At 67.9% G+C, this 22,487-nt stretch carries 22 protein-coding genes; 9 read left to right on the top strand and 13 right to left on the bottom strand.

Annotation, left to right across the window (positions count from 1 at the left end; translation table 11 throughout):
- Positions 1–100: 100 nt before the first annotated feature.
- On the top strand, positions 101–694 hold the full coding sequence (locus GH681_RS17925; RefSeq protein ID WP_153162935.1) for a YigZ family protein: 594 nt from the start codon (positions 101–103) through the stop codon (positions 692–694).
- A 51-nt stretch (positions 695–745) separates the two neighbouring features.
- Here GH681_RS17925 and GH681_RS17920 read toward each other — a convergent pair whose 3' ends face one another.
- On the bottom strand, positions 746–1,060 hold the full coding sequence (locus GH681_RS17920; RefSeq protein ID WP_153162908.1) for a c-type cytochrome: 315 nt from the start codon (positions 1,058–1,060) through the stop codon (positions 746–748).
- A gap of 64 nt (positions 1,061–1,124) precedes the next feature.
- Positions 1,125–2,846, bottom strand: a complete 1,722-nt coding sequence (locus GH681_RS17915; protein WP_153162907.1) for a cytochrome D1 domain-containing protein — start codon at positions 2,844–2,846, stop codon at positions 1,125–1,127.
- A gap of 275 nt (positions 2,847–3,121) precedes the next feature.
- Here GH681_RS17915 and cobA point away from each other — a divergent pair, with 275 nt between their 5' ends.
- Complete coding sequence (gene cobA, locus GH681_RS17910) at positions 3,122–3,889, top strand: uroporphyrinogen-III C-methyltransferase (RefSeq protein ID WP_228111968.1); 768 nt, start codon at positions 3,122–3,124, stop codon at positions 3,887–3,889.
- Between the two features lie 162 nt (positions 3,890–4,051).
- Here cobA and GH681_RS17905 read toward each other — a convergent pair whose 3' ends face one another.
- Complete coding sequence (locus GH681_RS17905; RefSeq protein WP_153162905.1) at positions 4,052–4,342, bottom strand: putative quinol monooxygenase; 291 nt, start codon at positions 4,340–4,342, stop codon at positions 4,052–4,054.
- Between the two features lie 125 nt (positions 4,343–4,467).
- On the opposite strand from GH681_RS17905, the gene GH681_RS17900 reads away from it, so the two are divergent.
- Positions 4,468–5,289, top strand: coding sequence for an alpha/beta hydrolase (locus tag GH681_RS17900; protein WP_153162904.1), 822 nt, complete (start codon positions 4,468–4,470; stop codon positions 5,287–5,289).
- Here GH681_RS17900 and GH681_RS17895 read toward each other — a convergent pair.
- From GH681_RS17895 to polA, 7 genes are all read right to left on the bottom strand, one after another.
- Positions 5,265–5,627, bottom strand: coding sequence for a cupin domain-containing protein (locus tag GH681_RS17895; RefSeq protein WP_153162903.1), 363 nt, complete (start codon positions 5,625–5,627; stop codon positions 5,265–5,267). The genes GH681_RS17900 and GH681_RS17895 overlap by 25 nt on opposite strands.
- A 278-nt stretch (positions 5,628–5,905) precedes the next feature.
- Positions 5,906–6,469: a hypothetical protein gene (locus GH681_RS17890; RefSeq protein ID WP_153162902.1), complete on the bottom strand. Its 564-nt coding sequence runs from the start codon at positions 6,467–6,469 to the stop codon at positions 5,906–5,908.
- Positions 6,470–6,568: 99 nt separating this feature from the next.
- Positions 6,569–7,603, bottom strand: a complete 1,035-nt coding sequence (gene murB, locus GH681_RS17885) for a UDP-N-acetylmuramate dehydrogenase (protein ID WP_153162901.1) — start codon at positions 7,601–7,603, stop codon at positions 6,569–6,571.
- Positions 7,600–8,445: an NADPH-dependent 7-cyano-7-deazaguanine reductase QueF gene (gene queF, locus GH681_RS17880; protein ID WP_153162900.1), complete on the bottom strand. Its 846-nt coding sequence runs from the start codon at positions 8,443–8,445 to the stop codon at positions 7,600–7,602. Before queF ends, murB begins: the two co-directional genes overlap by 4 nt.
- Before the next feature lie 8 nt (positions 8,446–8,453).
- Positions 8,454–9,647, bottom strand: coding sequence for a lytic murein transglycosylase (locus tag GH681_RS17875; protein WP_153162899.1), 1,194 nt, complete (start codon positions 9,645–9,647; stop codon positions 8,454–8,456).
- Positions 9,647–10,159 (bottom strand): DUF2242 domain-containing protein, encoded by a 513-nt coding sequence (locus GH681_RS17870; RefSeq protein WP_153162898.1) that lies wholly within the window; start codon positions 10,157–10,159, stop codon positions 9,647–9,649. Before GH681_RS17870 ends, GH681_RS17875 begins: the two co-directional genes overlap by 1 nt.
- A 67-nt stretch (positions 10,160–10,226) precedes the next feature.
- A complete protein-coding gene (gene polA, locus GH681_RS17865) occupies positions 10,227–12,956 on the bottom strand; it encodes a DNA polymerase I (protein ID WP_153162897.1) in 2,730 nt (909 codons plus the stop codon).
- A 55-nt stretch (positions 12,957–13,011) separates the two neighbouring features.
- On the opposite strand from polA, the gene GH681_RS17860 reads away from it, so the two are divergent.
- Both GH681_RS17860 and GH681_RS17855 read left to right on the top strand, forming a co-directional pair.
- Complete coding sequence (locus GH681_RS17860; RefSeq protein ID WP_153162896.1) at positions 13,012–13,737, top strand: TIGR00730 family Rossman fold protein; 726 nt, start codon at positions 13,012–13,014, stop codon at positions 13,735–13,737.
- A gap of 63 nt (positions 13,738–13,800) precedes the next feature.
- Complete coding sequence (locus tag GH681_RS17855; RefSeq protein WP_153162895.1) at positions 13,801–14,142, top strand: DUF2782 domain-containing protein; 342 nt, start codon at positions 13,801–13,803, stop codon at positions 14,140–14,142.
- 62 nt (positions 14,143–14,204) lie between these two features.
- Here the strand turns inward: GH681_RS17855 and GH681_RS17850 are convergent, their stop codons facing one another.
- The 3 genes from GH681_RS17850 to sppA form a co-directional block, all read right to left on the bottom strand.
- Complete coding sequence (locus GH681_RS17850; protein ID WP_153162894.1) at positions 14,205–14,966, bottom strand: tetratricopeptide repeat protein; 762 nt, start codon at positions 14,964–14,966, stop codon at positions 14,205–14,207.
- Complete coding sequence (locus GH681_RS17845; RefSeq protein ID WP_153162893.1) at positions 14,944–16,971, bottom strand: bifunctional 2',3'-cyclic-nucleotide 2'-phosphodiesterase/3'-nucleotidase; 2,028 nt, start codon at positions 16,969–16,971, stop codon at positions 14,944–14,946. Before GH681_RS17845 ends, GH681_RS17850 begins: the two co-directional genes overlap by 23 nt.
- Before the next feature lie 135 nt (positions 16,972–17,106).
- Positions 17,107–18,942, bottom strand: coding sequence for a signal peptide peptidase SppA (sppA, locus tag GH681_RS17840; protein WP_153162892.1), 1,836 nt, complete (start codon positions 18,940–18,942; stop codon positions 17,107–17,109).
- 83 nt (positions 18,943–19,025) lie between these two features.
- On the opposite strand from sppA, the gene GH681_RS17835 reads away from it, so the two are divergent.
- From GH681_RS17835 to GH681_RS17820, 4 genes are all read left to right on the top strand, one after another.
- Positions 19,026–19,439 (top strand): CoA-binding protein, encoded by a 414-nt coding sequence (locus GH681_RS17835; RefSeq protein ID WP_153162891.1) that lies wholly within the window; start codon positions 19,026–19,028, stop codon positions 19,437–19,439.
- Positions 19,436–20,275 carry a diaminopimelate epimerase gene (gene dapF, locus GH681_RS17830; protein WP_153162890.1) on the top strand — a complete coding sequence of 280 codons (840 nt, stop codon included), beginning with the start codon at positions 19,436–19,438 and terminating at the stop codon, positions 20,273–20,275. The genes GH681_RS17835 and dapF overlap by 4 nt, the downstream gene beginning before the upstream one ends.
- A gap of 25 nt (positions 20,276–20,300) precedes the next feature.
- Positions 20,301–20,951, top strand: a complete 651-nt coding sequence (locus GH681_RS17825; protein ID WP_153162889.1) for a DUF484 family protein — start codon at positions 20,301–20,303, stop codon at positions 20,949–20,951.
- Between the two features lie 201 nt (positions 20,952–21,152).
- On the top strand, positions 21,153–22,337 hold the full coding sequence (locus GH681_RS17820; RefSeq protein WP_153162888.1) for a class I SAM-dependent rRNA methyltransferase: 1,185 nt from the start codon (positions 21,153–21,155) through the stop codon (positions 22,335–22,337).
- The last annotated feature ends 150 nt before the right edge of the window (positions 22,338–22,487 follow it).

Genomic DNA, 22,487 nt, shown 5'->3' with positions numbered 1-22,487 from the left:
CCGGCCAGCAGGGTCATTGATGGGCATCAAGTGGGCCGGCGCGGGTGGCTGGGGCGAATTTCGTTATCCTTGGGTGCCCGTCTCACCGCCCTTCCGGCCCATGTCCCAGACCCTTGCCGCGCCTGCCCACAGCGAAATCCTGATCAAGAAAAGCCGCTTCATCGGCTGCGTCGAACCGATGGCCGACCGGGCCGCGGCCCAGCGGCGGGTGGCCGAGCTGCGCGCTGCGCATCCGGGTGCGGCCCACGTGTGCTGGGCGCTGCTGGCGGGTGGTCAGTCGGCGGCGGTGGATGACGGCGAGCCGGGCGGCACGGCGGGGCGGCCGATGCTCGACGTGCTGCGTCACCAGGATCTGGATGGCGTGCTGGCGACGGTGGTGCGTTACTACGGCGGGGTGAAGCTGGGCGCCGGCGGGCTGGTGCGGGCCTACACCGACGCGGTGGCCCAGGCCCTGCTGACGGCGACCAAGGTGGCGATCGTGCGCCAGCGGACGCTTGCCTGCGCCGTGCCCTACGCGCTGGAGGGGCTGTTACGGCGCGAGCTGGAACTGGCCGGTGCCGAGATCGCGGATGTGACCCATGCTGACGAGGTGGTCTTCCGCTTCAAGCTGCCGGAAAGCGCCGCCGATGCGCTGGTGGCGCGGTTGGGCGAGGCTGCCCACGGGCGCTTGAGGTGGATCGCGGACGAGGGCTGAAAACGACAAAGGCGGAGCCTCGGCTCCGCCTTTCGTCCTGCAGGGCGCAGGTCAGCCCTTCAGAATCCAGCCCACGACGTCCTTCAGGTCGCCGTCGCTGATCTTTTCCGCGGGGTTGGGCGGCATGGGGATCGGGCCCCACACGCCGGCGCCGCCCTTGCGGACCTTGTCGGACAGCTTGGCCACGGCGTCGCCCTGGCCCTTGTACTTGGCGGCGATGTCCTTGAAGGCCGGGCCGACGAGCTTCTTGTCCATGGCATGGCAGGCCATGCAGCCGGCTTTCTGGGCGGCGGCGGCCGGATCGGCCAGCGCGCTGCCGCTGGCGAGGGTGCCGAGCAGGGCGGCGAGAATCAGCGAGTATTTCATTGCATCCTCCTTCTGAGCGAAAAACCGCCGGCAGGGCAACCCGGCCGGCGGCGGTCGGCGACGATCAGTAGATGTCGTGCTGGGTGTTATACACGTTGAAGTGGCCGGTCGGGGTGATCAGACGCGGGTCCTTGATGACGGCCTTGAGCTGCAGGGTCTTGTCATCCACGACCACGATGGCCGATTCCTTGTTCTTGGCGCTCCACACCGAGAACCACACTTCGTCGCCCGCCTTGTTGTACTCGGGCTGCACCACGCGCTTGGCGCCGTCGTCCTTCAGGCCGGCCCATTCGCCGATGGGCAGGGTCTTGTAGCCGGCGGCCAGGTTGTTGATGTCAAACACGGCAACCGACTGGGACAGCTTCGGATCCGGGTTGAGCGGGGTGTCGGAGTACAGGTGGGTGGATTTCGGGTGGCTCTTGATGAACAGCGCACCGCCGCCGGGGCCCTTGATGGATTCGACCATCTTCCAGGCATACTGCTTGTGCTTGACCGGATCGGTACCGATCAGGGCGATGGATTCGTCGCCCAGGTGGCCGGTGGCCCAGACGGGGCCGTACTTCGGATGGATGAAGTTGGCGCCGCGGCCCGGGTGCGGGATCTTGCCCACGTCGATCAGGCCGGCCAGCTTGCCGTCCTTCACATCGATGGCGCCAATCTTGTTGGACTGGTTGGCCGCGACCATGAAGTAGCGCTTGGAGCTGTCGAAACCGCCGTCATGCAGGAACTTGGCGACCGGGATTTCCTTGGTGGCGATCACGTTGAGGTCGGTGTAGTCGACCATCAGCGTCTTGCCGGTTTCCTTCACGTTCACCACGAACTCGGGCTTGAAGTGCGAGGCCACGATGGACGCCACGCGCGGCTCGGGGTGGTATTCCTGCTCGCCGACGGTCATGCCGCGGGTGGCCATGATCTTCAGCGGTTCGAGGGTGTCCCCCTTCATGATCACGTACTGGGGCGGCCAGTAGGAGCCGGCGATGGCCAGCTTGTCTTCGTAGCCCTTGTACTTGGAGGTGTCGACGGAACGGGCCTCGAGACCGACGCGGATCTCGGCGACGTTATCGGGTTTCTCCATCCACAGGTCGATCATGTTGATCTTGGCGTCGCGGCCGATCACGAACAGGTAGCGGCCGGAGGCGGACAGGCGGGAGATGTGCACCGCGTAACCCGTCTTGACCACGTTGATGATCTTCTTGGTGTCGCCGTCGATCAGCGCCACTTCACCCGTGTCGCGCAGGGTGGTGGAGAAGATGTTGGCGATGTTGTAGTTGTTCATCTTCTTCGTCGGGCGCTGCTCCGGCGGAACGATGACCTTCCAGGTGGACTTCATGTCCTTCATGCCGAACTCGGGCGGTTGCGGCGGCGTCTGCTGGATGTAGCGGGCCATCAGATCCACTTCATCGTCGGTCAGCTCACCGGAGGTGCCCCAGTTGGGCATGCCGGCGGGCGAGCCGTACTTGATGAAGACCTTCAGGTAATCGGTGCCGGCGGCGAGGGTTTTCTCGGGAGTCAGCGGCTTGCCGGTGGCGCCCTTGCGCAGCACGCCGTGACAGCCGGCACAGCGTTCGAAGTAGATCTGCCGGGCCTTGTCGAACTCCGCCTTGCTCATCGGCGGGGCCTTCGGATTGATATCCTGGTACATCTCGACATTGGCCAGCGGCGAGCCGGCCGACTGATACTTGGCCTCGGGGGCGTTGGTGGTGGTCTTGGCCTCTTCGGCGAAAGCCTGCGACATGGCCAGCGGCAGCAGGGCCGCCGCGATTGCTCCGGTTTTCCACATTCTCATCGTGCATCTCCCTTGAAATGAGCTCAACGAGCGGACAGTCCCGCTTCCCATTCAGGTTGCGCCAGGGGGCTATACCCCTTCCTTGATAGCGGTCAAGTTCGAGAACGTGACTCGGCTGATAGATTCCGGTCGTCATGATTCCCGGGAGTTTCGCCATGCCGCCGCCCGTCACCGCCAGTCTGGAAATGCCAGCCGCCGGCGCATTGCGCGCCTTCCTCCACCAGGTGCTGGGTGGGCCCGCTGGTTTTGCGCCGGATGCCGCGCGGCCGCTCACCATGCCGGCCGGCGGATCGGGCCGGGTGGCCCTCGTCGGGGCCGGACCGGGCGATCCGGAGCTGCTGACCCTGCGCGCCGCGCGCCTGATCGCCAGCGCCGATACGCTGGTGGTCGATCATCTGGTGGGCGACGGCATCCTCGATCTGGCCCGGCCCGACGCCGAGTGCATCTACGTGGGCAAGGAGGCCGGCCACCACACTCTGCCCCAGGAAGACATCAACCGCCTGCTGGTGCGCCTCGCCCGGGAGGGCCGGCAGGTGGTGCGGCTCAAGGGTGGCGACCCGTTCATCTTCGGGCGCGGCGGCGAGGAACTGGAGGAACTGCTGGAAGCCGGCGTGCCCTTCGAGGTGGTGCCGGGCATCACCGCGGCCTGCGGGGCCGGCGCGTATGCGGGGATTCCCCTGACCCACCGGGATCACGCCCAGTCGGTGGTGTTCGCCACCGGCCACCGCCGGGCCGGCGAATCGGCGCTCGACTGGGTGGCCCTCGCCCGGCCCAACCAAACCGCGGTGATCTACATGGGCGTAGGCATGCTGCAGGCCCACTGCGCGGCCTTGATCGAGCACGGCCGCGGCGCCGACACGCCCGCGGCGCTGGTGGAAAACGGCACCCGCGCCAACCAGCGGGTGGTCACCGGCACCCTGACGACCCTGCCCGACGTGGCCGCCGCCGCCGGCATCCGCCCGCCGGCGCTGCTGATCGTGGGCGAAGTGGTGGCCCTGGCCGACAAGCTGGCGTGGTTCAACCGGGCCCAGGCGACGGTCTGAGCGGCTTTCCTCGAGCCCCTGTAGTTCGGACTTCAGTCCGACATCGCGGGTTGATCAGGCGGGGTTTGTCGGACTGAAGTCCGACCTACACTAGGCGGGCGCCGGTGCAGACTTGGCAGTCCGACCCCCAGGCGTGGCAGTCGGACGTGCAGGGCTGAAGCGTCAGGCAGCGGCGGTGAGGAAGCGCACATCCACCGGGCAGGCCACCAGCGGGGCGGAATCCACCAGCACGGCTTTCAGATGCGGCGTCTGCATGTGGGCGTCGATGGCGGCCTGGCTGGCCCATTCCTCGACGAAGGTGAAGTCGGTGGCGTCGGCGGTGTTGTTGAGCAGCTCGTAGCGGATGCAGCCTTCTTCCTTGCGGGTCGGTGCCAGCATGCCCAGCAGCAGGGTGCGCAGGGCGTCGATGGTGTCGGGCTTGGCGGTGAAGCGGGCGATGATGTGGATGCTCATGGTGTTCTCCTGAAGGGTTATGGTTTTGGGCCGGCTATTCTAGCCCGGGCGTCCGCGTTGTCATCCGGCGCGGCGGCATGACGTGACAGAATGCGGCTGTTATCCGCATCGCTCGAAAGCGCCCCATGTCCGTTCATTCCCTCGCTGTCCATCACCATCCGTCCGCGCGCCCCAATGGCCGGCCGCCGCTGCTGTTCGTCCACGGCGCCTACACCAACGCCCAATGCTGGCAGCTGCACTTCGTGCCCTTCTTCAATCAACGGGGTTTCGACTGCTACGCGCTGGATCTGTCCGGCCACGGCGAGAGCAGCGGGCACGATCGCATCGATGACTTCGGCCTCGACGACTACGCCGACGACGTGGCCCGGGCGGTGGCTGGGCTGCCCGCGCTGCCGGTGCTGATCGGCCATTCGATGGGCACCCAGGTGGTGGAGCGCTACCTCACCAGCGGCGGCCAGGCGGCGGGCGTCGTGCTGATGGCGCCGGTGCCGCCTTCGGGCACCGGTGGTTCGGCCAGCCGGCTGGCGCTGACCCGGCCGGATTTCTTCGAGGAGCTGCCCAACGCGGTGTCGGGCCGGCCGACGGAGGCGACCTTCCAGGTGATGACCGATATCTACTTCTCGCCGGAGATGCCCCACCAGGAGCTGGTGGAGTTTTTGCCGATGATGGAGCGCGAATCGGACCGGGCGGTGGCCGAGATGGTGGCGCTGCCCTTCCTGCGCACCGGGCGTCGGCCGGCGATACCGGCGCTGGTGATGGGCGGCGGGGTGGATGCGGTGTTCCCGCCGTCGATGCTGTTCTTCACCACCCTGGCGTGGCGGGCGCAGTCGGTCACGGTGCAAGGCTGCGGCCACATGCTGATGCTGGACCGCCCCTGGCCGCAGGCGGCGGAGGCCCTGGCGGGCTGGCTGGAAACGACGTTTCAGGCCCGGTCGAGCATCACGTAACGCTTCTCGACGCGCTCGATCACCTCGAAGGTGCCGATGAAACCGGCGGGGATGATGCCCGCCTCGCCGGGCCCGAACTCCCGGGCGTTGCCGGCGGTATCCACGATGCGCAGCCGCCCGCTCGTCACCTGGAAGAACTCGTGGCGCCCCGGATGGAAGGCGATCCGCCACGCGCCGGGCTCGCAGGTCCAGTCGCCGATCGACAGGGCGCCATCCTCGGCAGCGTAGCGTTCGGCGGTGAGGCGCAGCGGCGGCGAACCGATCGCCCGGCCAAGGGCGGGGCGGTCTTCGACAGGTTCGGGGGCAGGGTCGGAAAAATGAATGACGGACGGCGGCATGACGAAGCGGAATCCGGTGGGCAGAATCGGAAAGCCGCGGAGTTTACGCCTTTGCCGCCGACATGGCGCAGCGGGTGGATTCGCTTACAAAAAAGAGGGGCGATCGGGCGATCCGGCCCCAAGCCGACATCCTGTAGGTCGGACTTCAGTCCGACAAACGCCGCACGATTGACGAGTGGTGTCGGACTGAAGTCCGACCTACAGGCTTGCGCCAAGCAAGACGGTGGCCGAGAAGCCGTCGCGAGATCGGGCCGCGCAGCAGGCTTATCGGCTGCTGTCTAGAAGAGTTCGACGTCGTCGCCTTTGTCCTTCATCTCGGCCTTGTAGTGCTCCAGGGCTTCCTTCACCGGCATGCCCTGCATCACCGCGTTGAACATCTCGAGCTCTTCGCGGGTGGAATACTTGGCGCGGATCTTCTCCTGCAGCGCAACCCATTCGAAGGGGTTGTAGAGCTTGCGCTGGTCGGTGACGAGGCTGCCGAGGGCTTCCAGGCTGTGGGACACGTGGGCCAGGCGCTGACTCAGCTTGTCGTAGAACTGGAAGGCGATGATCGAGCGCTGGACGCGGCCGGCGACTTCGCTGGCGTGGCCGATCAGGGTGGACTTGAGATCGGCGGTGGCGGGGTTGTCGGGCAGGGATTCGAGGGCCTGGCCCATCATCCGCATGTAGCCGGCCATCGAGGTGAAGGAGTCGGTGAGCACTTCGACCGAGCTGTTGCCTTCCTTCAGCGCCGAATCGATCTGGCCGACGGCCAGTTCGAGCATCAGCACGGTTTCGCGGACCTGACTCCAGTCGAGGTCGGGGGTGAGGGCGCTGCTGCCGCGCCGTTCTTCAGCTGCCATGAGGGGGCTCCGTACATCGTGGACGATGTGCGGTTTTCGGCACGGTCGCGAAAAGCTTTAGGGCAGCCATGCCGTCGTCGTGGCGCTGACGTGATGCCCTCAGCCGCCGACGAAAACCGGCTCCGGCTCCAGCTCGACCCCGAAGCGGGCGCGCACGTCGGCGCGGACGGCCTCGCTCGTAGCACGCACGTCGCTGCCCCGGGCGCCGCCGTGGTTGACCAGCACCAGCGCCTGCCTGGCGTAGCAGCCCACCGGGCCCAGTTGCCTGCCCTTCCAGCCGGCCTGCTCGATCAGCCAGCCGGCGGCGAGCTTCTGGCTGCCGTCGGGTTGCGGATAGTGCGGCAGCGTGGGGAAGTCGGCGGCGAGGCGGGTGTACGCGTCGGCCGAAACCACCGGGTTCTTGAAGAAGCTGCCGGCGTTGCCGATCTCGGCCGGGTCGGGCAGCTTGCGGCGGCGGATGGCGATGACGGCGTCGGACACCTGCAGCGGCGTGGGCTGGGCGATGCCCTGGGCCTCGAGCTCGCGCGCCACGTCGGCGTAGTTGGTGCGCGGCTGCCACTGCTTGGGCAGGCGGAAGGTGACCGCGGCGATGAGATAGCGCCCGGCACCGGCCTGCTTGAAGAAGCTGTCCCGGTAGCCAAAGTGGCAGTCGGCCTTGTCGAAGCCGACCGTCTTGCCGGTTTCGAGGTCGTAAGCGCGCAGGCTGTAGAAGTGCTCGGCCATCTCGATGCCGTAGGCGCCGATGTTCTGCACCGGCGCGGCGCCGACGGTGCCGGGGATCAGCGAGAGGTTCTCGAGCCCGGGCCAGCCCATCTCCAGGGTCCAGCGCACGAAGTCGTGCCAGTTCTCGCCGCCGCCGGCGCGGATGTAGAAGGCGTCGGCGTCTTCCTGGACGCGGCTCTTGCCGTGGAAGGCGACCTTCAGCACGAGGCCCGGGAAATCCCCGGCGAGCACCAGGTTGGAACCACCGCCCAGCACGAAGCGCGGCAGGCCGGCGACGCGCGGGTCGTCGAGCACCGCGCGAAGCTGGTCGGCCGAATCGACGGCGGCAAACCACGCGGCGCGGGCCGGCAGGCGCAGGGTGTTGAGGGCGTCGAGGGCGACGTCCTGCTGGAGCAGGTCGGGGGCGGTCATTGGCGGATTTCGGCGAAGTCGGGCGGCGGCGGCAGATCGGGCGTGCGCCGGGCCGGGTTGATGTCGAGCCCGCCGCGGCGGGTGTAGCGCGCCCACACCGACAGGCTGGCGGGCCGGCACTGGCGCATCACGTCCATGAAGATGCGCTCGACGCATTGCTCGTGGAACTCGTTGTGCTGGCGGAAGGACACGATGTAGCGCAGCAGGCCCTCGCGGTCGATGGGCGCGCCGCGGTAGCGCAGCACCACCATCGCCCAGTCCGGCTGACCGGTGACGAGGCAGTTGGACTTGAGGAGGTGCGAATACAGCGTTTCGGTGACTTCCGGCAGGCTGGCGTCGGCGCGGAGCAGCCCGGGCGCGGGGGAATACTGGTCGATGGCGATGTCGAGCTCGTCCAGCAGCACGCCCTTGGGGTAGCCCATCGGGCGCTGGGGGCGGGTGGACAGCGGCTCGACCTTCACCGAAACCGGCGCGCCGGCGGCGGCCGAGAGATCGGCGGTGAGCCGCGCGACGAGTTCATCGACGCCTGCGAGCTTCGTCTGGTTGAAGGAGTTGAGATACAGCTTGAACGACTTGGATTCGACCAGGTTGGGCGAATCGGCCGGCACGCGGAACTGCGCCAGCGCCACCACCGGCTTGCCCTTGGGGCCCAGCCACGAGATTTCGTAGGCGTTCCACAGGTCTTCGCCGACGAAGGGAAGCGTGCCGGCGGCCACGCCGATCTCGTCGCGCTTGCCCTGGCGGGCGATGGGGAAGAGCAGCTCGGGCGCGTAGTGCTCGGCGTAGGCGACGGGCTTGCCCAGCGGCGAGGCGTCGGGGTGGGCGGGAATGTGGTCGGTCATGGTGCGGATCAGGGCTTGCGCAGGGCGGCGAGGAGCTTCTGGCCGGCGCGGCCATCCACGTTGTGGCCGAGGCGCTGCTGCTCGACGCGGATGGCGGCGCGGCTGGCGTCGCCGAGCATGCCATCGACAGTGCCTATGGCATGGCCCCGAGCTATAAGCAGGGTTTGTAGCTCCCGGCGCTCGGCGCGGGACAGGCCAGCGTCGTCGGTGGGCCACGGGGTGGCGAAGGCGCCGCCGCCCTTCAGGCGGTCGGCCAGGTGGGCGATGGCCAGCGCGTAGCTCTCGGCGGCGTTGTAGCCGAAGATCACGTCGAAGTTGCGGAACACGATGAAGGCCGGGCCCTTGGGGCCGGCGGGGAGCAGCAGGCCGGCGGAATCCGGACCGCTGAGGGGGCTGCCGTCGATGCGGGTGACGCCGCGCGCCGCCCAGCTGGCGAGCGCCTGCTTGTTCTTGCGGCCGGCGCTGCTGGCGTCGAAGCCCGCGGGCAGGCGCACCTCGTAGCCCCAGGGTTCGCCTTCGCGCCAGCCGGCCTTACGCAGGAAGTTGGCGGTGGAGGCGAGGGCGTCGGGGATGCTGCCGACCAGATCGCGGCGGCCGTCGCCGTCGTAATCGACCGCCAGACGCAGGAAGGTGGAGGGCATGAACTGGGTGTGGCCGAAGGCGCCGGCCCAGGAGCCGACGAGCTGCTCGGCCTTCACGTCGCCAGCGTCGACGATCTTCAGGGCGTCGAAGAACTCGCCGCGGAAATAGGCCTGCCGGCGGCCGTAGCACGACAGCGTGGACAGCGAAGTGAGCAGCGGCCGGGCGCCGAAGTTGCGGCCGAAGTTGCTCTCGACACCCCACACCGCGACCACCGTGGCCGGGTCGACCTTGTAGCGCGCCGACACGTTGGCGAGCACTTCGGCCCATTGTTTCTGCATCGCGCGGCCGTCGGCGACGCGCTCGTCGTCCACCAGACCGGCGAGGTAATCCCAGATCGGGGTGCGGAACTCGGGCTGGTAGTCGAGGAAGTCGAGCACCTTCATGTCGGGCGCGAGGCTGGCGGTGAGGCGGTCGTAGCTCGGGCCTGCGATGCCGCGGGCGGCGGCGTCGGCCTTGAGCCCGGCGAGGCAGGGAGCGAAGCGGGCGGGATCGGGCGCGTCGGCGGCGTGGGCGGTGGTGGCGCCAAGGACAGCGGCGAGGGCGGCGAAGGTGGATTTCATCAGCGTATGAAGGATTGCATCAGGGCGAAGAAGCGCCCGTAGAACTCGGCGTCGGTGACGGTTTCCTCGCCCACCTTGACCAGGGATTCGTTGTTGCCACCAAAGGGCAGCGACAGGGAGCCGATGCCGGTGACGCTGAGGCCGGTGCTGGCCGAGCCGGCCTTGAGCTCTTCGCGCAGCTGGCGGACGTTGGCGAACACCACCGAGCCGTCGCCCTCGGCCAGGCACGACAGGCTGAAGGTGAGCTGGATCTGGGTCTCGCGGTTGGGCTGGAAGAACTTGCGGGCGCGCACCTGATCGGGCTTGGTCTCGTCGATCAGGTAGCCCTGGCTGAGCAAGGCCCGCCGGCCGGCTTCGCAGGCGGCGGAGACACCGATCTCGAAGGACTGCTCGAAGGGCGAATCGGGCGTGAAGTGCTCGAGCTTGTAGCTGTCGTCCTTCTTTTTCGACGAGAAGGTGCTGCACGCCGACAGGGCGAAGATCAGCAGCAGCAGGGTGATGCGGTGGTACATCCAGAGGCTTTCAAGAATTGCGGGGCGGCGCGGCCTGCGCCGGTGGGGCCGGCGCCCGGGCGGCCGCTCAGTGCGCTTCGTCCCAGTTGATGCCGACGCCCACTTCGGCAACCAGTGGCACGGAAAGTTGCGCCACGCCGGCCATCAGCCTGGGCAACTGGTCGCGGATCAGCGTCACTTCGTCGTCGGGCACTTCGAGCACCAGCTCGTCGTGGACCTGCAGGATGAGCTTGCTCTTCACGCCGGCCTCGCGCAGCCACGCCGAGGTGGCGATCATGGCCTTCTTGATGAGGTCGGCGGCGGTGCCCTGCATGGGCGCGTTGATCGCGGCGCGCTCGGCGGCCTGGCGGCGGCCGACCTGCTGGGCGCGGATCTCCGGCAGGTGCAGGCGGCGGCCGAAGACCGTCTCCACGTAGCCGTTGGCCTTGGCTTCGGCCCGGGTGCGGTCCATGTAGGCGGCGACGCCGGGGTAGCGGGCGAAGTAGCGGTCGATGTAGCTGGCGGCGGCGGCGCGCTCGATGCCGAGGTTCTTGGCGAGGCCGTGGGCGCTCATGCCGTAGATCAGCCCGAAGTTGATCACCTTGGCGTAGCGGCGTTGCTCGCTGGTGACTTCCAGCGGGGTGACGCCGAAGATCTCGCCGGCGGTGGCGCGGTGCACGTCCTCGCCGTGGGCAAACGCGTCGAGCAGGCCCTTGTCGCCAGAGAGGTGCGCCATGATGCGCAGCTCGATCTGGGAGTAGTCCGCCGAGACGATCTTGTGGCCTGCTGGAGCGATGAAGGCGGCGCGGATGCGGCGGCCTTCGGGCGTGCGGATCGGGATGTTCTGCAGGTTGGGCTCGGTGCTGGCGAGGCGCCCGGTGACGGCCACGGCCTGGCTGAAGCTGGTGTGCACGCGGCCGGTGCGGCGGTTCACCATCAGCGGCAGCTTGTCGGTGTAGGTGTTCTTGAGCTTGGCGAGGCTGCGGTGTTCGAGCAGCAGCTTGGGCAGCGGGTAGTCCTCGGCGAGCTGGGAGAGCACGTCTTCGTCCGTCGACGGCTGGCCGGTGGCGGTCTTCTTGACCACCGGCAGGCCCAGCTTGGTGAACAGGATCTCGCCGAGCTGCTTGGGCGAGCCCAGGTTGAAGGGCTGGCCGGCGAGTTCGTGGGCCTGCAGCTCGAGCTCGTGCAGACGGCGGCCGAGCTCCTCGGAGTGCTGGGCGAGCAGGAAGTCGTCGATCAGCACGCCGTTGCGCTCCATCTCGAACAGCACCCGGGCGGTGGGCAGCTCCACGTCGCGGTAGAGCGCGGCGAGGCGCGGCTCGGCGGCCAGCTGGGCAGCCAGCGCGTGGTGCAGGCGCAGGGTGATGTCGGCGTCCTCGGCGGCGTACTCGGTGGCGCGGGCGAGTTCCACTTCGCCAAAGCCGATCTGCTTGGCGCCCTTGCCGCACACTTCGGCGTAAGTCAGCGTCTTGATGCCCAGGTGGCGGCTGGCCAGCGAATCCATGTCGTGGGACTTGTCACTCTCGAGGATGTAGGACTCGAGCAGGGTGTCTTCCGCGATGCCGGCAAGGGCGATGCCGTGGTTGGCGAGGATGTGGGCGTCGTACTTGAGGTTCTGGCCGAGCTTGTGGTGGGCGTCGGATTCGAGCCAGGGCTTGAGCTTGGCGAGCACCTCGGCGAGCGGCAGCTGGGCCGGGGCGTCGGCGTAGGTGTGGGACAGCGGCAGGTAGGCGGCTTCGCCCTCGACGGTGGCGAAGGACATGCCGACCAGCGTCGCGACCATTGGGTCGAGGCCGGTGGTTTCGGTGTCGAAGGCGGTGAGCTCGGCGGCGGAAATCCTGGCCAGCCAGGCGTCGAAGGCTTCCCAGTCGAGGAGCGTCTCGTAGCCGGTGCGGTGGGCACCGGGTTCGGTCTGGGGCGTGGGCGGGGCGGTGTCGCCGGCGCTGGCGGCTGCGGCGCGGGGGGCGCTGGCGCCTTCCTCCAGCTCCTTCAGCCAGCCCTTGAACTCCATGCGCCGGTAGATGGCGGCAAGCGCCTCCTTGTCGTCGGCCCGGGCGGGCAGGTCGGCCGGGCCGACGGGCAGCGGCAGATCGGTGACGACGGTGACGAGCTTGCGACCCAGGGGCAGGAAATCCAGGTGCTTGCGCAGGTTTTCGCCGACCTTGCCGCCCACCTTGTCGGCGTTGGCGATCAGGTTGTCGAGGGTGCCGTATTCGGTGAGCCATTTCACGGCGGTCTTGGGGCCGCACTTCTCGACGCCGGGTACGTTATCGACGGTGTCGCCGACCAGCGCCAGGTAGTCGATGATGCGCTCGGGCGGCACGCCGAACTTCGCGGTCACGCCGTCGGAGTCGAGCACTTCCTCGCTCATCGTGTTCACCCAGCGCACGCCGGGCTGGACGAGCTGGGTGAGATCCTTGTCGCCGGTGGAGATGACGACCTCCCAGCCGGCCTCGACGGCGCGGCGGGTGAGGGTGCCGATCACGTCGTCGGCTTCCACGCCTTCCTCGACGAGCAGCGGCCAGCCCTCGGCCTTCACGGCTTCGTGGAGCGGCTCGATCTGCGCCCGCAGGTCGTCGGGCATCGGCGGGCGGTGGGATTTGTAGTCGGGAAACCAGTCGTCGCGGAAGGTCTTGCCTTTGGCGTCGAAGATGCAGGCCCGATACTCTGCCTTGTAGTCGGATTCGAGCCGACGTAGCATGGACAGCACGCCGCGCACGGCACCGGTCGGTTCGCCTGCCGAATTGCGCAGGTCGGGCAGGGCATGGAAAGCGCGGTACAGATAGCTGGAACCGTCTACGAGCAACAGGGTAGGCATGGGCACGTGGGCTGACGAGGCATCGCGCCCCTCACCCTTCACTCCTAACAAGACAATGACTGCAAAAGAAAAACTCCCGAAGGAAATCCCCACCACTGCGGCGCAGAACTTCACCGCCCGGGAGTCGTGGCGGATTTTCGGGATTATGGCAGAGTTCGTCGAGGCCACTGAGCGCCTCAAGCCGATCCGCCCGGCGGTGTCGATCTTCGGCAGCGCCCGCACCAAACCCGATCACCCCTACTACGAGAAGACCGAACGCATCGCCCGGCTGTTGTCGGACGCCGGCTTCTCGGTGATCTCCGGCGGCGGCCCCGGCATCATGGAAGCCGCCAACAAGGGCGCCTACTTCGGCAAGTCGCCCAGCGTCGGCCTCAACATCCAGCTGCCCATGGAGCAGCAGGCCAACCCCTACCAGGACATCTCCCAGACCTTCCAGCACTTCTTTGCGCGCAAGTTCATGTTCGTGAAGTTTGCGGTGGCCTACGTGGTGATGCCCGGCGGCTTCGGCACGCTGGACGAGCTGCTGGAGGCGATGACCCTGATCCAGACCGGCAAGAGCCGCAAGATCCCGGTGATCCTGGTCGAATCGGCCTTCTGGGGCGGCCTGCTCGACTGGTTCAAGGACCGGCTGGTGGACGAGAAGATGATCAACCCCGACGATCTGAACCTCGTGCAGGTGATCGACGAGCCCGAGAAGGTCGTCGATGCGATCTTCAACCACTACCAGAGCCGCGGCTTCCTGCCGCTGCCCGAAGAGCACGAGCTGATGCTCAACCTGTAAGCCCATCGCCTGCCGGCTGCCGAGGCCGGCGGGTTACAATCGCGGCATAGTCAGGAGACCGCCATGCCTCGCGTAAAAGAATTCGCCGCCCTGCTGTTCGCCGTCACGGCGTCGGCCTGGGCCCAGCAGCAACCCCCGAAACTCGAACCCCTGCCCGAACCGCCGCCCCCGCCTCCGGGCATGGAGCTCGACGCCGAGCAGGAACCCCAGGTCACCATCGTCAAGAAGGGTGAGGACACGGTCGAGGAGTTCCGCGTCAATGGCCAGCTCTACATGGTCAAGGTCACCCCGCCCCACGGCGTGCCGTATTACCTCTACGACGACGTGGGCAACGGCGACTTCACCCGCCGCGACGCCCAGGATGCCGGCGTGCGCGTGCCCAAGTGGGTGATCAAGCGCTGGTAAGCGCCGCCCGTTGCTGACGAATGCGCAGGGTGATTGCCCTGCGCATTTTTTTTGTGCAGCGATCAGGGGCGCAGCGCCGGATGCTTGAGGGCGTGGGCCGTCTCCAGCATGAAATGACGGGCCTGCATCTCGTCCTGCGCCAGGCCCAGTTCGCCGTCCCGGTAGGCCATCGCCAGGGTCTGGACGGCTTCCGGATGATCCTGTTCGGCCGCTTCGGTGTAGAGGCGCAGGGCTTCGCGTTCGTCGCGGGGCACGCCGTCGCCGTTGCGGTAGGCATTGGCGAGCATGAACTGGGCGGCGGGGATGCCCTGCTCCGCCGCCACCCGGAACCACCGCGCCGCCTTGATCGCATCCCGCCCCACGCCGTAGCCGTTGCGGTGGGCGATCCCCAGATGAAAGGCTGCGCCCGCGTGGCCGGCCTCGGCGGCAGAGGCCAGCCAGATCGCCCCGCGGGCGGGGTCGCGGGGGATGCCGGGGGCGCCGTCCATCAAGGTCTTGCCGAGCAGGAATGCGGCGTGGGCGTCGCCGGCCTGGGCGGCGAGGCCGAGCCAGACCTGGGCTTCTGCGGCGGATTCCCGGTTGCCCAGCAGGGCTTCGCCCAGGGCGCGGCGGGCGAGGGGCGTGTTGCCTTCGGCCAGCGTCCGCAGCCGATCGAGCGCTGCGGGTTGCCTGCCCGGGCCGGCCAGTACCTGCAGCTGACGCGGGTCGTCCGGCAGGCTGTCGCGCGGGGCGGCGGCGCTCCAGGCCAGGGCGGCGGCCAGGGTCAGGCCGGCGGCGAGGACGCCGCCGATCCGGCCCCGCCTACTTCGAAAGATCGATCGCATAGAGCGCCAGGTTCTTGCCGCTGCCGTCGTCGGCCTGGGCGAGGGTGACGTTGGTCAGCCCCGCCGCCGTGGCCAGGGCGAGCTTGCCCTGGGCGGAATGGAAGACCACCGGGCCGGCCGTGGCGACCTTGACGAAGCGCCAGCTGCGGTCCGAACCGTTGGCGGCGCGGGTGACGGTCTTGATGGTCTTGATGTAGGCGATCAGCACGTCCCGGTTGGCGTCCGGCGACGCGTAGATGGTCTTGCTGCCGTCCAGGCCGGGGAAACCGCCGCCGCCGCTCGCCCGGTAGTTGTTGGTGGCGACGATGAACTCCTTCGCCGGGTCGATGGCTGCGCCCTTGTACTTCAGGTTGACGATGCGGCTGCCGACGGCCTGGGTGACGTCGATCTCGTAGCTGATGTCGGGGCTGGTGAACATGTCGAAGTTGTAGCCCGGGAAGCTGCTGACCAGCTCCTGCGGGGCGGTCTTCGTCGGGTCGATCCGGTTGAAGCGCTTGGCCGCGGTTTCGAGCCAGTTCCGGAGGTCGGCGCCGGTCACCTTCACCGCGTAGATGGTGTTCGGGTAGAGGTAGAGGTCGGCGGCGTTGTTGATGGCCACGTTGCCCTGGGCCACGTCGGTGTAGTCCGAGCCGCCGGCGAAGCCGCTCTTGAAGGGGGCGCTCACCGACAGGACGGGCAGGCTGGCGTACTGGGGCAGGTTGGCCGCCACGTAGCGGGCCACGTAGTCGGCCTGGGCCTGGTTCACCAGCTCGATCGCGCCCGGATCGCCCACGTCGGCGAAGTAGGACGACATCTCGAAGTCGGTGCTGCCGATCGGCGTCTTCACGTAGTCGATGGTGGCCTGGTGTTCGGCGGCGATGGCGGCGGCGACGGAGGGCGTGACGGCCACGTAGCTCTTGTCGGCGTTCTGGGCCGAGCGCGCCTGGACGACCGTCTTGGTCTTGTCGACGGTCCATTTGCTGCCGTCGTAGGCGAGGCCGAGCTTGATCACGCCCAGGTGCTTGCCCCAGTAGTTGGCCATCACGGTGGGCACGCCATTCACGGTGCCGGCGACCTTGTCCACCCCGGGCAGGTTGAACTGCGCCACGGTGCTGGTGGCGTTGGGGAAGATCTGGTGGGAATGGCCGATCAGCATGGCATCCACGCCCGCCACGCGGGACAGGTGGTAGCTGCCGTTTTCCATGGTCGGCGAATAGGCGCTGTTGTCGAGGCCGCCGTGGGAGATCACCACCACCAGATCGGCGCCTTTGGCGCGCATCTCGGGGATGTACTTCTCGGCGGCTTCCTTGACGCCGGTGGTGTAGACCTTGCCGTCCAGCCAGCGCTTGTCCCAGCTCATGATGGCCGGCGGCGTGAAGCCGATGATGCCGACCTTGACGACGCCGGTCACGGCGCTGCCGTCGGGCCCGGTGGCGGTGACGGTCTTGTCGATGATCGCGTAGGGCTGGAACAGGGGCTGGCCGGTCTTGACGCTGTGGACGTTGGCCAGCACCAGCGGGAAGTTCGGGCCCTTGCAGACGGGCTGGTCGGCCGGCTCGGCCATGCCGGTGATGCTGAAGCGGTTGCCGGTCACCTGGCTCAGGAAGGGCAGGCCGTAGTTGAACTCGTGGTTGCCGATGCCGCCGCCGTCGTAGCCGGTGGCGTTCATCACCTTGTACATGGCCAGCGTCTCGCTGCAGGCGAGGGGTTTGACGGTGGCCTGGTAGTCCGACAGGGCGGTGCCCTGGATGGTGTCGCCGTTGTCGATCAGCAGTGTGTTGGGAAACTCCTGGCGGGCGGCGGCGATGAGGGTCGCGGTGCGCTCGAAGCCCAGCGACGCGTCCTCGGTGAGCTTGAAGTAGTCATAGCTCATCACGTTGGTGTGGAGGTCGGTGGTCTCCAGCAGGGCCAGCGTGGCGGTCGAGCCGGTCGGCACGGTGGGGGCGTTGCTGCCGCTGCTGCCACAGCCGGCAAGAAGGAGGACGGCTGCGGCGCAGGCGCCGAGCTGGAACGAAGGAGCGGACATGACTTTCCCGGCACGTGATGTGGTGCCGGGAAGTATCGTCAGGGCGGATTGCCGGGGCGTGACGCGGATGTTGCCGGTCAGGGACAATCCGGCAACATTCCGCTTACAGGCAGTGAAGGCGCCCGGAGGCCCGGCTTACGGCGCCTCGCACAGGCAGTGCAGATAGGCGTGGCCCGGGTCGTTCCACAGGGCCAGGCCCTGGAGTTCGGCGCGCAGCCGCGCGACAGTCTGATCCACCAGCGAGCGGCTGCCGGGCTCCCCGCCGTCGGATCCCTCACCGTTGTCGAGGAGCTTGGCGAGGAGCTGGTCGCGGGGCGACAGGGGCTTCTCGACATAGCTCACGTCGTAGTCGGTGAGCCCGGCGCGGGCGGCGGCGGCCTTGAGGGCGGCGTCGAGCCCGCCGAGCTTGTCCACCAGGCCCTTCTCCTGCGCCTGGATGCCCATCCACACGCGGCCCTGGGCCACTTGGTCGACGGCTTCCGGGCTCATCTTGCGGGCCTCGCCCACCACGGTGAGGAAACGCTTGTAGCCGTGCTCGATGCTCGACTGGAGGAGCTTGCCGATCTGCGGGTCGAGGGGCCGGCGCGGGTCGAGGCCGGCGGCCAGCGGCGTGGTGCCGATGCCGTCGACGGTGAGCCCCAGCTTGGCCATCGGGCCGGACAGATCCGGCAGCATCGCGAAGATGCCGATCGAGCCGGTGATGGTGGTGGGGCTGGCCCACACCTCGTCGGCGGCCATGGCGATCCAGTAGCCGCCGGAGGCCGCCACCGATCCCATCGACACCACCACGGGCTTGCCGGCCTTGCGGGTCAGCGCCAGCTCGCGGCGGATCACCTCGGAGGCGGTGGCGCTGCCGCCAGGGCTGTCGATGCGCAGCACCAGGGCCTTGATGGCGTCGTCCTCGCGGGCCTGGCGGATCAGGCCGGCGACCGAGTCGCCGCCCACCACGCCGGGGGGCTGCTCGCCGTCGACGATCGACCCCTGGGCCACCACCACGCCAACCCGTGCGGCCGGATGGGGCGCCTCCTCGCGGACGCGGCCGATGTAGGTGGCCAGATCCACATGCTTGAAACCCTTGCCGTCGGCGGCCGGGCCCACCAGCCCGCGCACGAAGTCACGCCATTCGTCGGCGCTCTTGAGCCCATCCACGAAGCCGGCGTCGAGGGCCATCTTTGCCGCATCGCCATCGGCGGCGGCCAGCAGCTCGGGCGCCTCGCCCACGTAACGGGCGATCCGGGCGCCGGCCTTGGGGCGGGCCGCGGTGATGTCGGCCTGATAGGCCTGCCACGCGGCGTCGAGGTATTCGCGGGTCGCGTCGCGGTCTTCCGGCGACATGTCGCTGCGGGTGTAGGGCTCGACGAAGGACTTGTAGGTGCCCACCCGGAAGACCTGCATCTTCACGCCGATCTGGTCGAACAGGCCCTTGAAGTAGGTCGGGTAGCGCCCGAAACCGGTGAGCAGCACGTAGCCATCGGGATTGACGTAGACCTCGTCGGCCTGGGCCGCCAGATGGTATTGGGTCTGGTTGTAGTTCTTGCCCCAGGCGTACACCTTCTTGCCGGCCTTGCGGAAATCGGCCACCGCCGCGCCGATCTCCTCCAGCTTGGACAGCCCGGCACCGGAAAGGCCGTCCGGCTCGAGGATCAGCACCTTGATGCGCGGGTCGGTGGCGGCGTTGCGGATGGCGTCCACCACGTCGCGCAGCAACACCTGACGGATGCCGTCGCCGCCCTGCAGCACGCTGATCGGGCTGCGCACGCTGCGCTGCTCGACCAGGGTGCCATTGGGCGCGATGACCAGCGCGGCGTCGGTGGGCAGCGGCTCGATCTGGCTCGACCACCAGCTGGCGACGATTACCGCGATGACGCCAAGGAACAGCAGGTTGATGCTCGCCCGGCGCAGCCGGTCCACCCCACGCCAGATACCCGACCAAACTCTTCTCACGACACCCGGCCGCGTACTGCGATCCATCCTGCTCTCCAATGTTTGCCTGTCATGCTGCCTGCGGTTGCCCGCAAGGTTTCGGCGCCCCGCCAATCCGGTAGAATCCGCCCATGTTTGCCAATCCCCCGCCCGACCAGATCCGTCGCCTCCTGCAGGAGGTCAAGACCATTGCCGTCGTCGGCCTGTCGCCGCGCGTCGAGCGCCCGAGTTACCGGGTGTCCCGCGCGATGCAGGGCTTCGGCTATCGCATCGTACCGGTTCGTCCGGCAGTTTCGGAGGTGCTCGGCGAAAAAGCCTATGCGCGCCTGTCCGACATGCCCTTCGTGCCCGATCTCGTGGATGTCTTTCGCGCATCCGACGAAGTCGGCCCGATCGTGGACGAATGCATCGCCCTCGGCGTCAGGCGCCTGTGGCTGCAGGACGGGGTGATCAACGAAGAAGCCGCCACGCGGGCGCAAGCTGCCGGCATGACGGTGGTGATGGACCGCTGCGTCTGGCGGGATTACCTGGATTTTATCCCATGAGCAGAAAGCTCGCCTTTACCAAGATGCAGGGCCTCGGCAACGATTTCGTGATGATCGATGCCGTGCGCCAGCCCATCCAGCTCACCGAAGACCAGGTGCGCCACCTGGCCGACCGTCATTTCGGCGTAGGCTGCGACCAGCTGCTGGTGGTCGAACCGGCCCAGACGCCCGGCGTCGACTTCCGCTACCGCATCTTCAACGCCGACGGTGGCGAGGTCGAGCAGTGCGGCAACGGCGCCCGTTGTTTTGCCCGCTTCGTGTTCGACCAGGGCCTCACCGACAAGCGCGAGATCCGCGTCGAGACCAAGAAGGGCATCATCGCGCCGCGCCTCGAGGCCGACGGCAACGTGACCGTCGATATGGGCGTGCCGGTGCTGAACCCCGCGGATGTCCCCTTCGTCAGCGATTCCGACGCCTACGTGCAGCCCCTCGACGTGGCCGGCACCAGCGTGGCGATCACCGCCGTCAGCATGGGCAACCCCCACGCCGTGCAGGTGGTGGCCGACGTGGATACCGCGCCCGTGGCCGAGCAGGGCCCGCTCATCGAGCACCACCCGCGCTTTCCAGCGCGGGTCAATGCCGGCTTCCTGCAGGTGGTGGACGAGCACCGGGTGCGCCTGCGCGTCTTCGAGCGCGGCGCCGGCGAGACCCTCGCCTGCGGCACTGGCGCCTGCGCGGCGGTGGTGGCGGGCATCCTGCGCGGCCTCGTGGCCTCGCCGGTGGCCGTCGAAACCCGCGGCGGCGAACTCACCATCGCCTGGAACGGCGTCGGCACCCCGGTCCTGATGACCGGCCCGGCCGTCACCGTCTTCTCCGGCGAGCTCACGCTCCCCTGATCTTCACCCCACCCGGCACCCCGCCATGAATGCTTCCGACGTCATCCAGTTCCTGCAGGCCAATCCCGATTTCTTCGACGACAACTCGAGCCTGCTGACCGACCTGACGGTGACCCACCCCCACAACGGCCAGGCCATCTCGCTGGTCGAGCGCCAGGTGCTGGCCCTGCGCGAACGCATCGCCCAGCTCGAGAACAAGTTCGCCGAACTCCTCGAATTCGGCGAAGAGAACGACGCCATCGGCGAAAAGGTGCATCGCCTCACCGTGTCGCTCCTCGAGGCCGAGGATTTCGAGTCGATCCGCCAGGCGATCTACACCCACCTGCAGGAAGACTTCACCGTGCCCCACGTGGCCTTCCGGGTGTGGAACAGCGTGCTGTCTCGCAGCGGCCCCGAGTTCCTGCCGGTGGGCGAGGACGTGCGCTTCTTCACCGGCGATCTCACCGGCCCCTACTGCGGCACCCCGACGATCCGCGAAGTCACCAACTGGTTCGGCGCCGCCGGCCGGCAGGTGAAATCCGTGGCCCTGGTGCCCCTGCGTCGCGATGAGAAGACCTTTGGCCTGCTGGCTCTGGGCAGCGAAGACCCGGAGCGCTTCTATCCGGCGATGGGCACGCTCTACGTCACCCGCATCGGCGAGATGGTTTCCGCCTCCCTAGTCCGCCAACTCGGCTGAGGGACGAATAGCGCTACTGCGCGGCCCGATCTCGCAACTGCGATGCTCGCCGTACCAATGTACGGCTGTGCTTCTCATCGCGACCTCGGGCCGCTCGCTACGCGCCCTTCGCCCCTCAGGTTTCGGGAGAGGCGCACGGTGTAGCAGTTGCCCAATTTCCCACTCCCCCATTTCCCAATTCCCACAATCCCACATCCCCCCATGGCCGATCTCATTCTCAAACCCGGTAAGGAACGCTCCGTGATGCGTCGTCACCCCTGGATCTTTGCCGGTTCGGTGGATCGGCTGGAGGGGCGGGCGCGGGCGGGCGACACGGTGCTCGTCAAGGATGCGGGCGGCAAGCCGCTGGCGCGGGCGGCGTGGTCGCCCGAATCGCAGATCCGTGCCCGGGTGTGGACCTTCGACTGCGAGCAGTCCATCGACCACGCCTTCATCAAGCGTGCGGTGGCCGCGTCGGTGGCGCGGCGGGCGTCCCATCCGTGGCTGGCGAAGCAGGATGGCGTGCGCCTGATCCACGGCGAATCCGACGGCCTGCCCGGCGTGATCGCCGACCGCTACGGCCCGGTGGTGGTGGTGCAGCTCACCAGCGCGGGGGCCGACAAGTGGCGTGAGGCCATTGTCGCCGGGCTCGTCCAGGCCACCGGCTGCAGCGCGGTGTACGAGCGTTCGGATTCGGACGTGCGCAAGCTCGAAGGCCTCGGCCCGGTGAGCGGGCTGGTGTTCGGCGAGATGCCCGAGCAGCTCACCATCGTCGAAAACGGCGTGCGGATGGAAGTGGACGTGGCCGGCGGCCATAAAACCGGCTTCTACCTCGACCAGCGCGACAACCGCCTGCTCACCGGCCAGCTGGCCGCCGGGCGCGACGTGCTCAACTGTTTCTGCTATACCGGCGGCTTCTCGCTGCAGGCGCTGGCGGGGGGCGCGAAGAGCGTGATCTCCATCGACTCGTCGGGCCCGGCGCTGGCCACCGCGGCGCGCAACGTGGCGCTCAACCCGCAGCTCGACGCCGCCCGCGCCGAATGGCGGGAGGACGACGTCTTCCAGGCCCTGCGCACCCTCAAGACCGAAGGCCGCAAGTTCGACCTGATCGTCCTCGATCCGCCCAAGTTCGCGCCCTCCGCCGCCCACGCCGACCGGGCCGCCCGCGCCTACAAGGACATCAACCTGCTGGGCTTCCGCCTGCTCAACCCGGGCGGCATTCTGATGACGTATTCGTGCTCAGGTGGCATCGGGCTCGAGCTGTTCCAGAAGATCATCGCGGGCGCCGCTGCAGACGTGGGCGTAGAGGCACGCATTTTGCATCGCCTGTCCGCATCCCCCGATCATCCCATCGGGCTGGCCGTTCCGGAGGGCGAATACCTCAAGGGGCTGGCCTGTCAGGTGTGAATTAGTCCATAGCGAACGCAGTTTTTCGGGGTTTCGCAAGACAAGGGTATGTATTCTCCGGGCATTGAATGGTTAAATGATGTTACACACCATTCAGCCAGAAGCATCATGGAGAACTACATGAACACCCTGCTGCCCCCTGACTCAAAA

Source organism: Zoogloea sp. 1C4 (assembly GCF_009469605.1).
In the GTDB taxonomy this organism is placed as follows: Bacteria; Pseudomonadota; Gammaproteobacteria; order Burkholderiales; family Rhodocyclaceae; genus Zoogloea; species Zoogloea oryzae.
Note: the sequence above shows the minus strand (reverse complement) of the source record. Positions and strands in the feature narration are given on the sequence as shown.

Coding starts and splice junctions, on each gene's coding strand:
- GH681_RS17925 (WP_153162935.1), top strand. CDS start 101: ATGTCCCAGACCCTTGCCGCGCCTGCCCACAGCGAAATCCTGATCAAG.
- GH681_RS17920 (WP_153162908.1), bottom strand. CDS start 1,060: ATGAAATACTCGCTGATTCTCGCCGCCCTGCTCGGCACCCTCGCCAGC.
- GH681_RS17915 (WP_153162907.1), bottom strand. CDS start 2,846: ATGAGAATGTGGAAAACCGGAGCAATCGCGGCGGCCCTGCTGCCGCTG.
- cobA (WP_228111968.1), top strand. CDS start 3,122: ATGCCGGCCGGCGGATCGGGCCGGGTGGCCCTCGTCGGGGCCGGACCG.
- GH681_RS17905 (WP_153162905.1), bottom strand. CDS start 4,342: ATGAGCATCCACATCATCGCCCGCTTCACCGCCAAGCCCGACACCATC.
- GH681_RS17900 (WP_153162904.1), top strand. CDS start 4,468: ATGTCCGTTCATTCCCTCGCTGTCCATCACCATCCGTCCGCGCGCCCC.
- GH681_RS17895 (WP_153162903.1), bottom strand. CDS start 5,627: ATGCCGCCGTCCGTCATTCATTTTTCCGACCCTGCCCCCGAACCTGTC.
- GH681_RS17890 (WP_153162902.1), bottom strand. CDS start 6,469: ATGGCAGCTGAAGAACGGCGCGGCAGCAGCGCCCTCACCCCCGACCTC.
- murB (WP_153162901.1), bottom strand. CDS start 7,603: ATGACCGCCCCCGACCTGCTCCAGCAGGACGTCGCCCTCGACGCCCTC.
- queF (WP_153162900.1), bottom strand. CDS start 8,445: ATGACCGACCACATTCCCGCCCACCCCGACGCCTCGCCGCTGGGCAAG.
- GH681_RS17875 (WP_153162899.1), bottom strand. CDS start 9,647: ATGAAATCCACCTTCGCCGCCCTCGCCGCTGTCCTTGGCGCCACCACC.
- GH681_RS17870 (WP_153162898.1), bottom strand. CDS start 10,159: ATGTACCACCGCATCACCCTGCTGCTGCTGATCTTCGCCCTGTCGGCG.
- polA (WP_153162897.1), bottom strand. CDS start 12,956: ATGCCTACCCTGTTGCTCGTAGACGGTTCCAGCTATCTGTACCGCGCT.
- GH681_RS17860 (WP_153162896.1), top strand. CDS start 13,012: ATGACTGCAAAAGAAAAACTCCCGAAGGAAATCCCCACCACTGCGGCG.
- GH681_RS17855 (WP_153162895.1), top strand. CDS start 13,801: ATGCCTCGCGTAAAAGAATTCGCCGCCCTGCTGTTCGCCGTCACGGCG.
- GH681_RS17850 (WP_153162894.1), bottom strand. CDS start 14,966: ATGCGATCGATCTTTCGAAGTAGGCGGGGCCGGATCGGCGGCGTCCTC.
- GH681_RS17845 (WP_153162893.1), bottom strand. CDS start 16,971: ATGTCCGCTCCTTCGTTCCAGCTCGGCGCCTGCGCCGCAGCCGTCCTC.
- sppA (WP_153162892.1), bottom strand. CDS start 18,942: ATGGATCGCAGTACGCGGCCGGGTGTCGTGAGAAGAGTTTGGTCGGGT.
- GH681_RS17835 (WP_153162891.1), top strand. CDS start 19,026: ATGTTTGCCAATCCCCCGCCCGACCAGATCCGTCGCCTCCTGCAGGAG.
- dapF (WP_153162890.1), top strand. CDS start 19,436: ATGAGCAGAAAGCTCGCCTTTACCAAGATGCAGGGCCTCGGCAACGAT.
- GH681_RS17825 (WP_153162889.1), top strand. CDS start 20,301: ATGAATGCTTCCGACGTCATCCAGTTCCTGCAGGCCAATCCCGATTTC.
- GH681_RS17820 (WP_153162888.1), top strand. CDS start 21,153: ATGGCCGATCTCATTCTCAAACCCGGTAAGGAACGCTCCGTGATGCGT.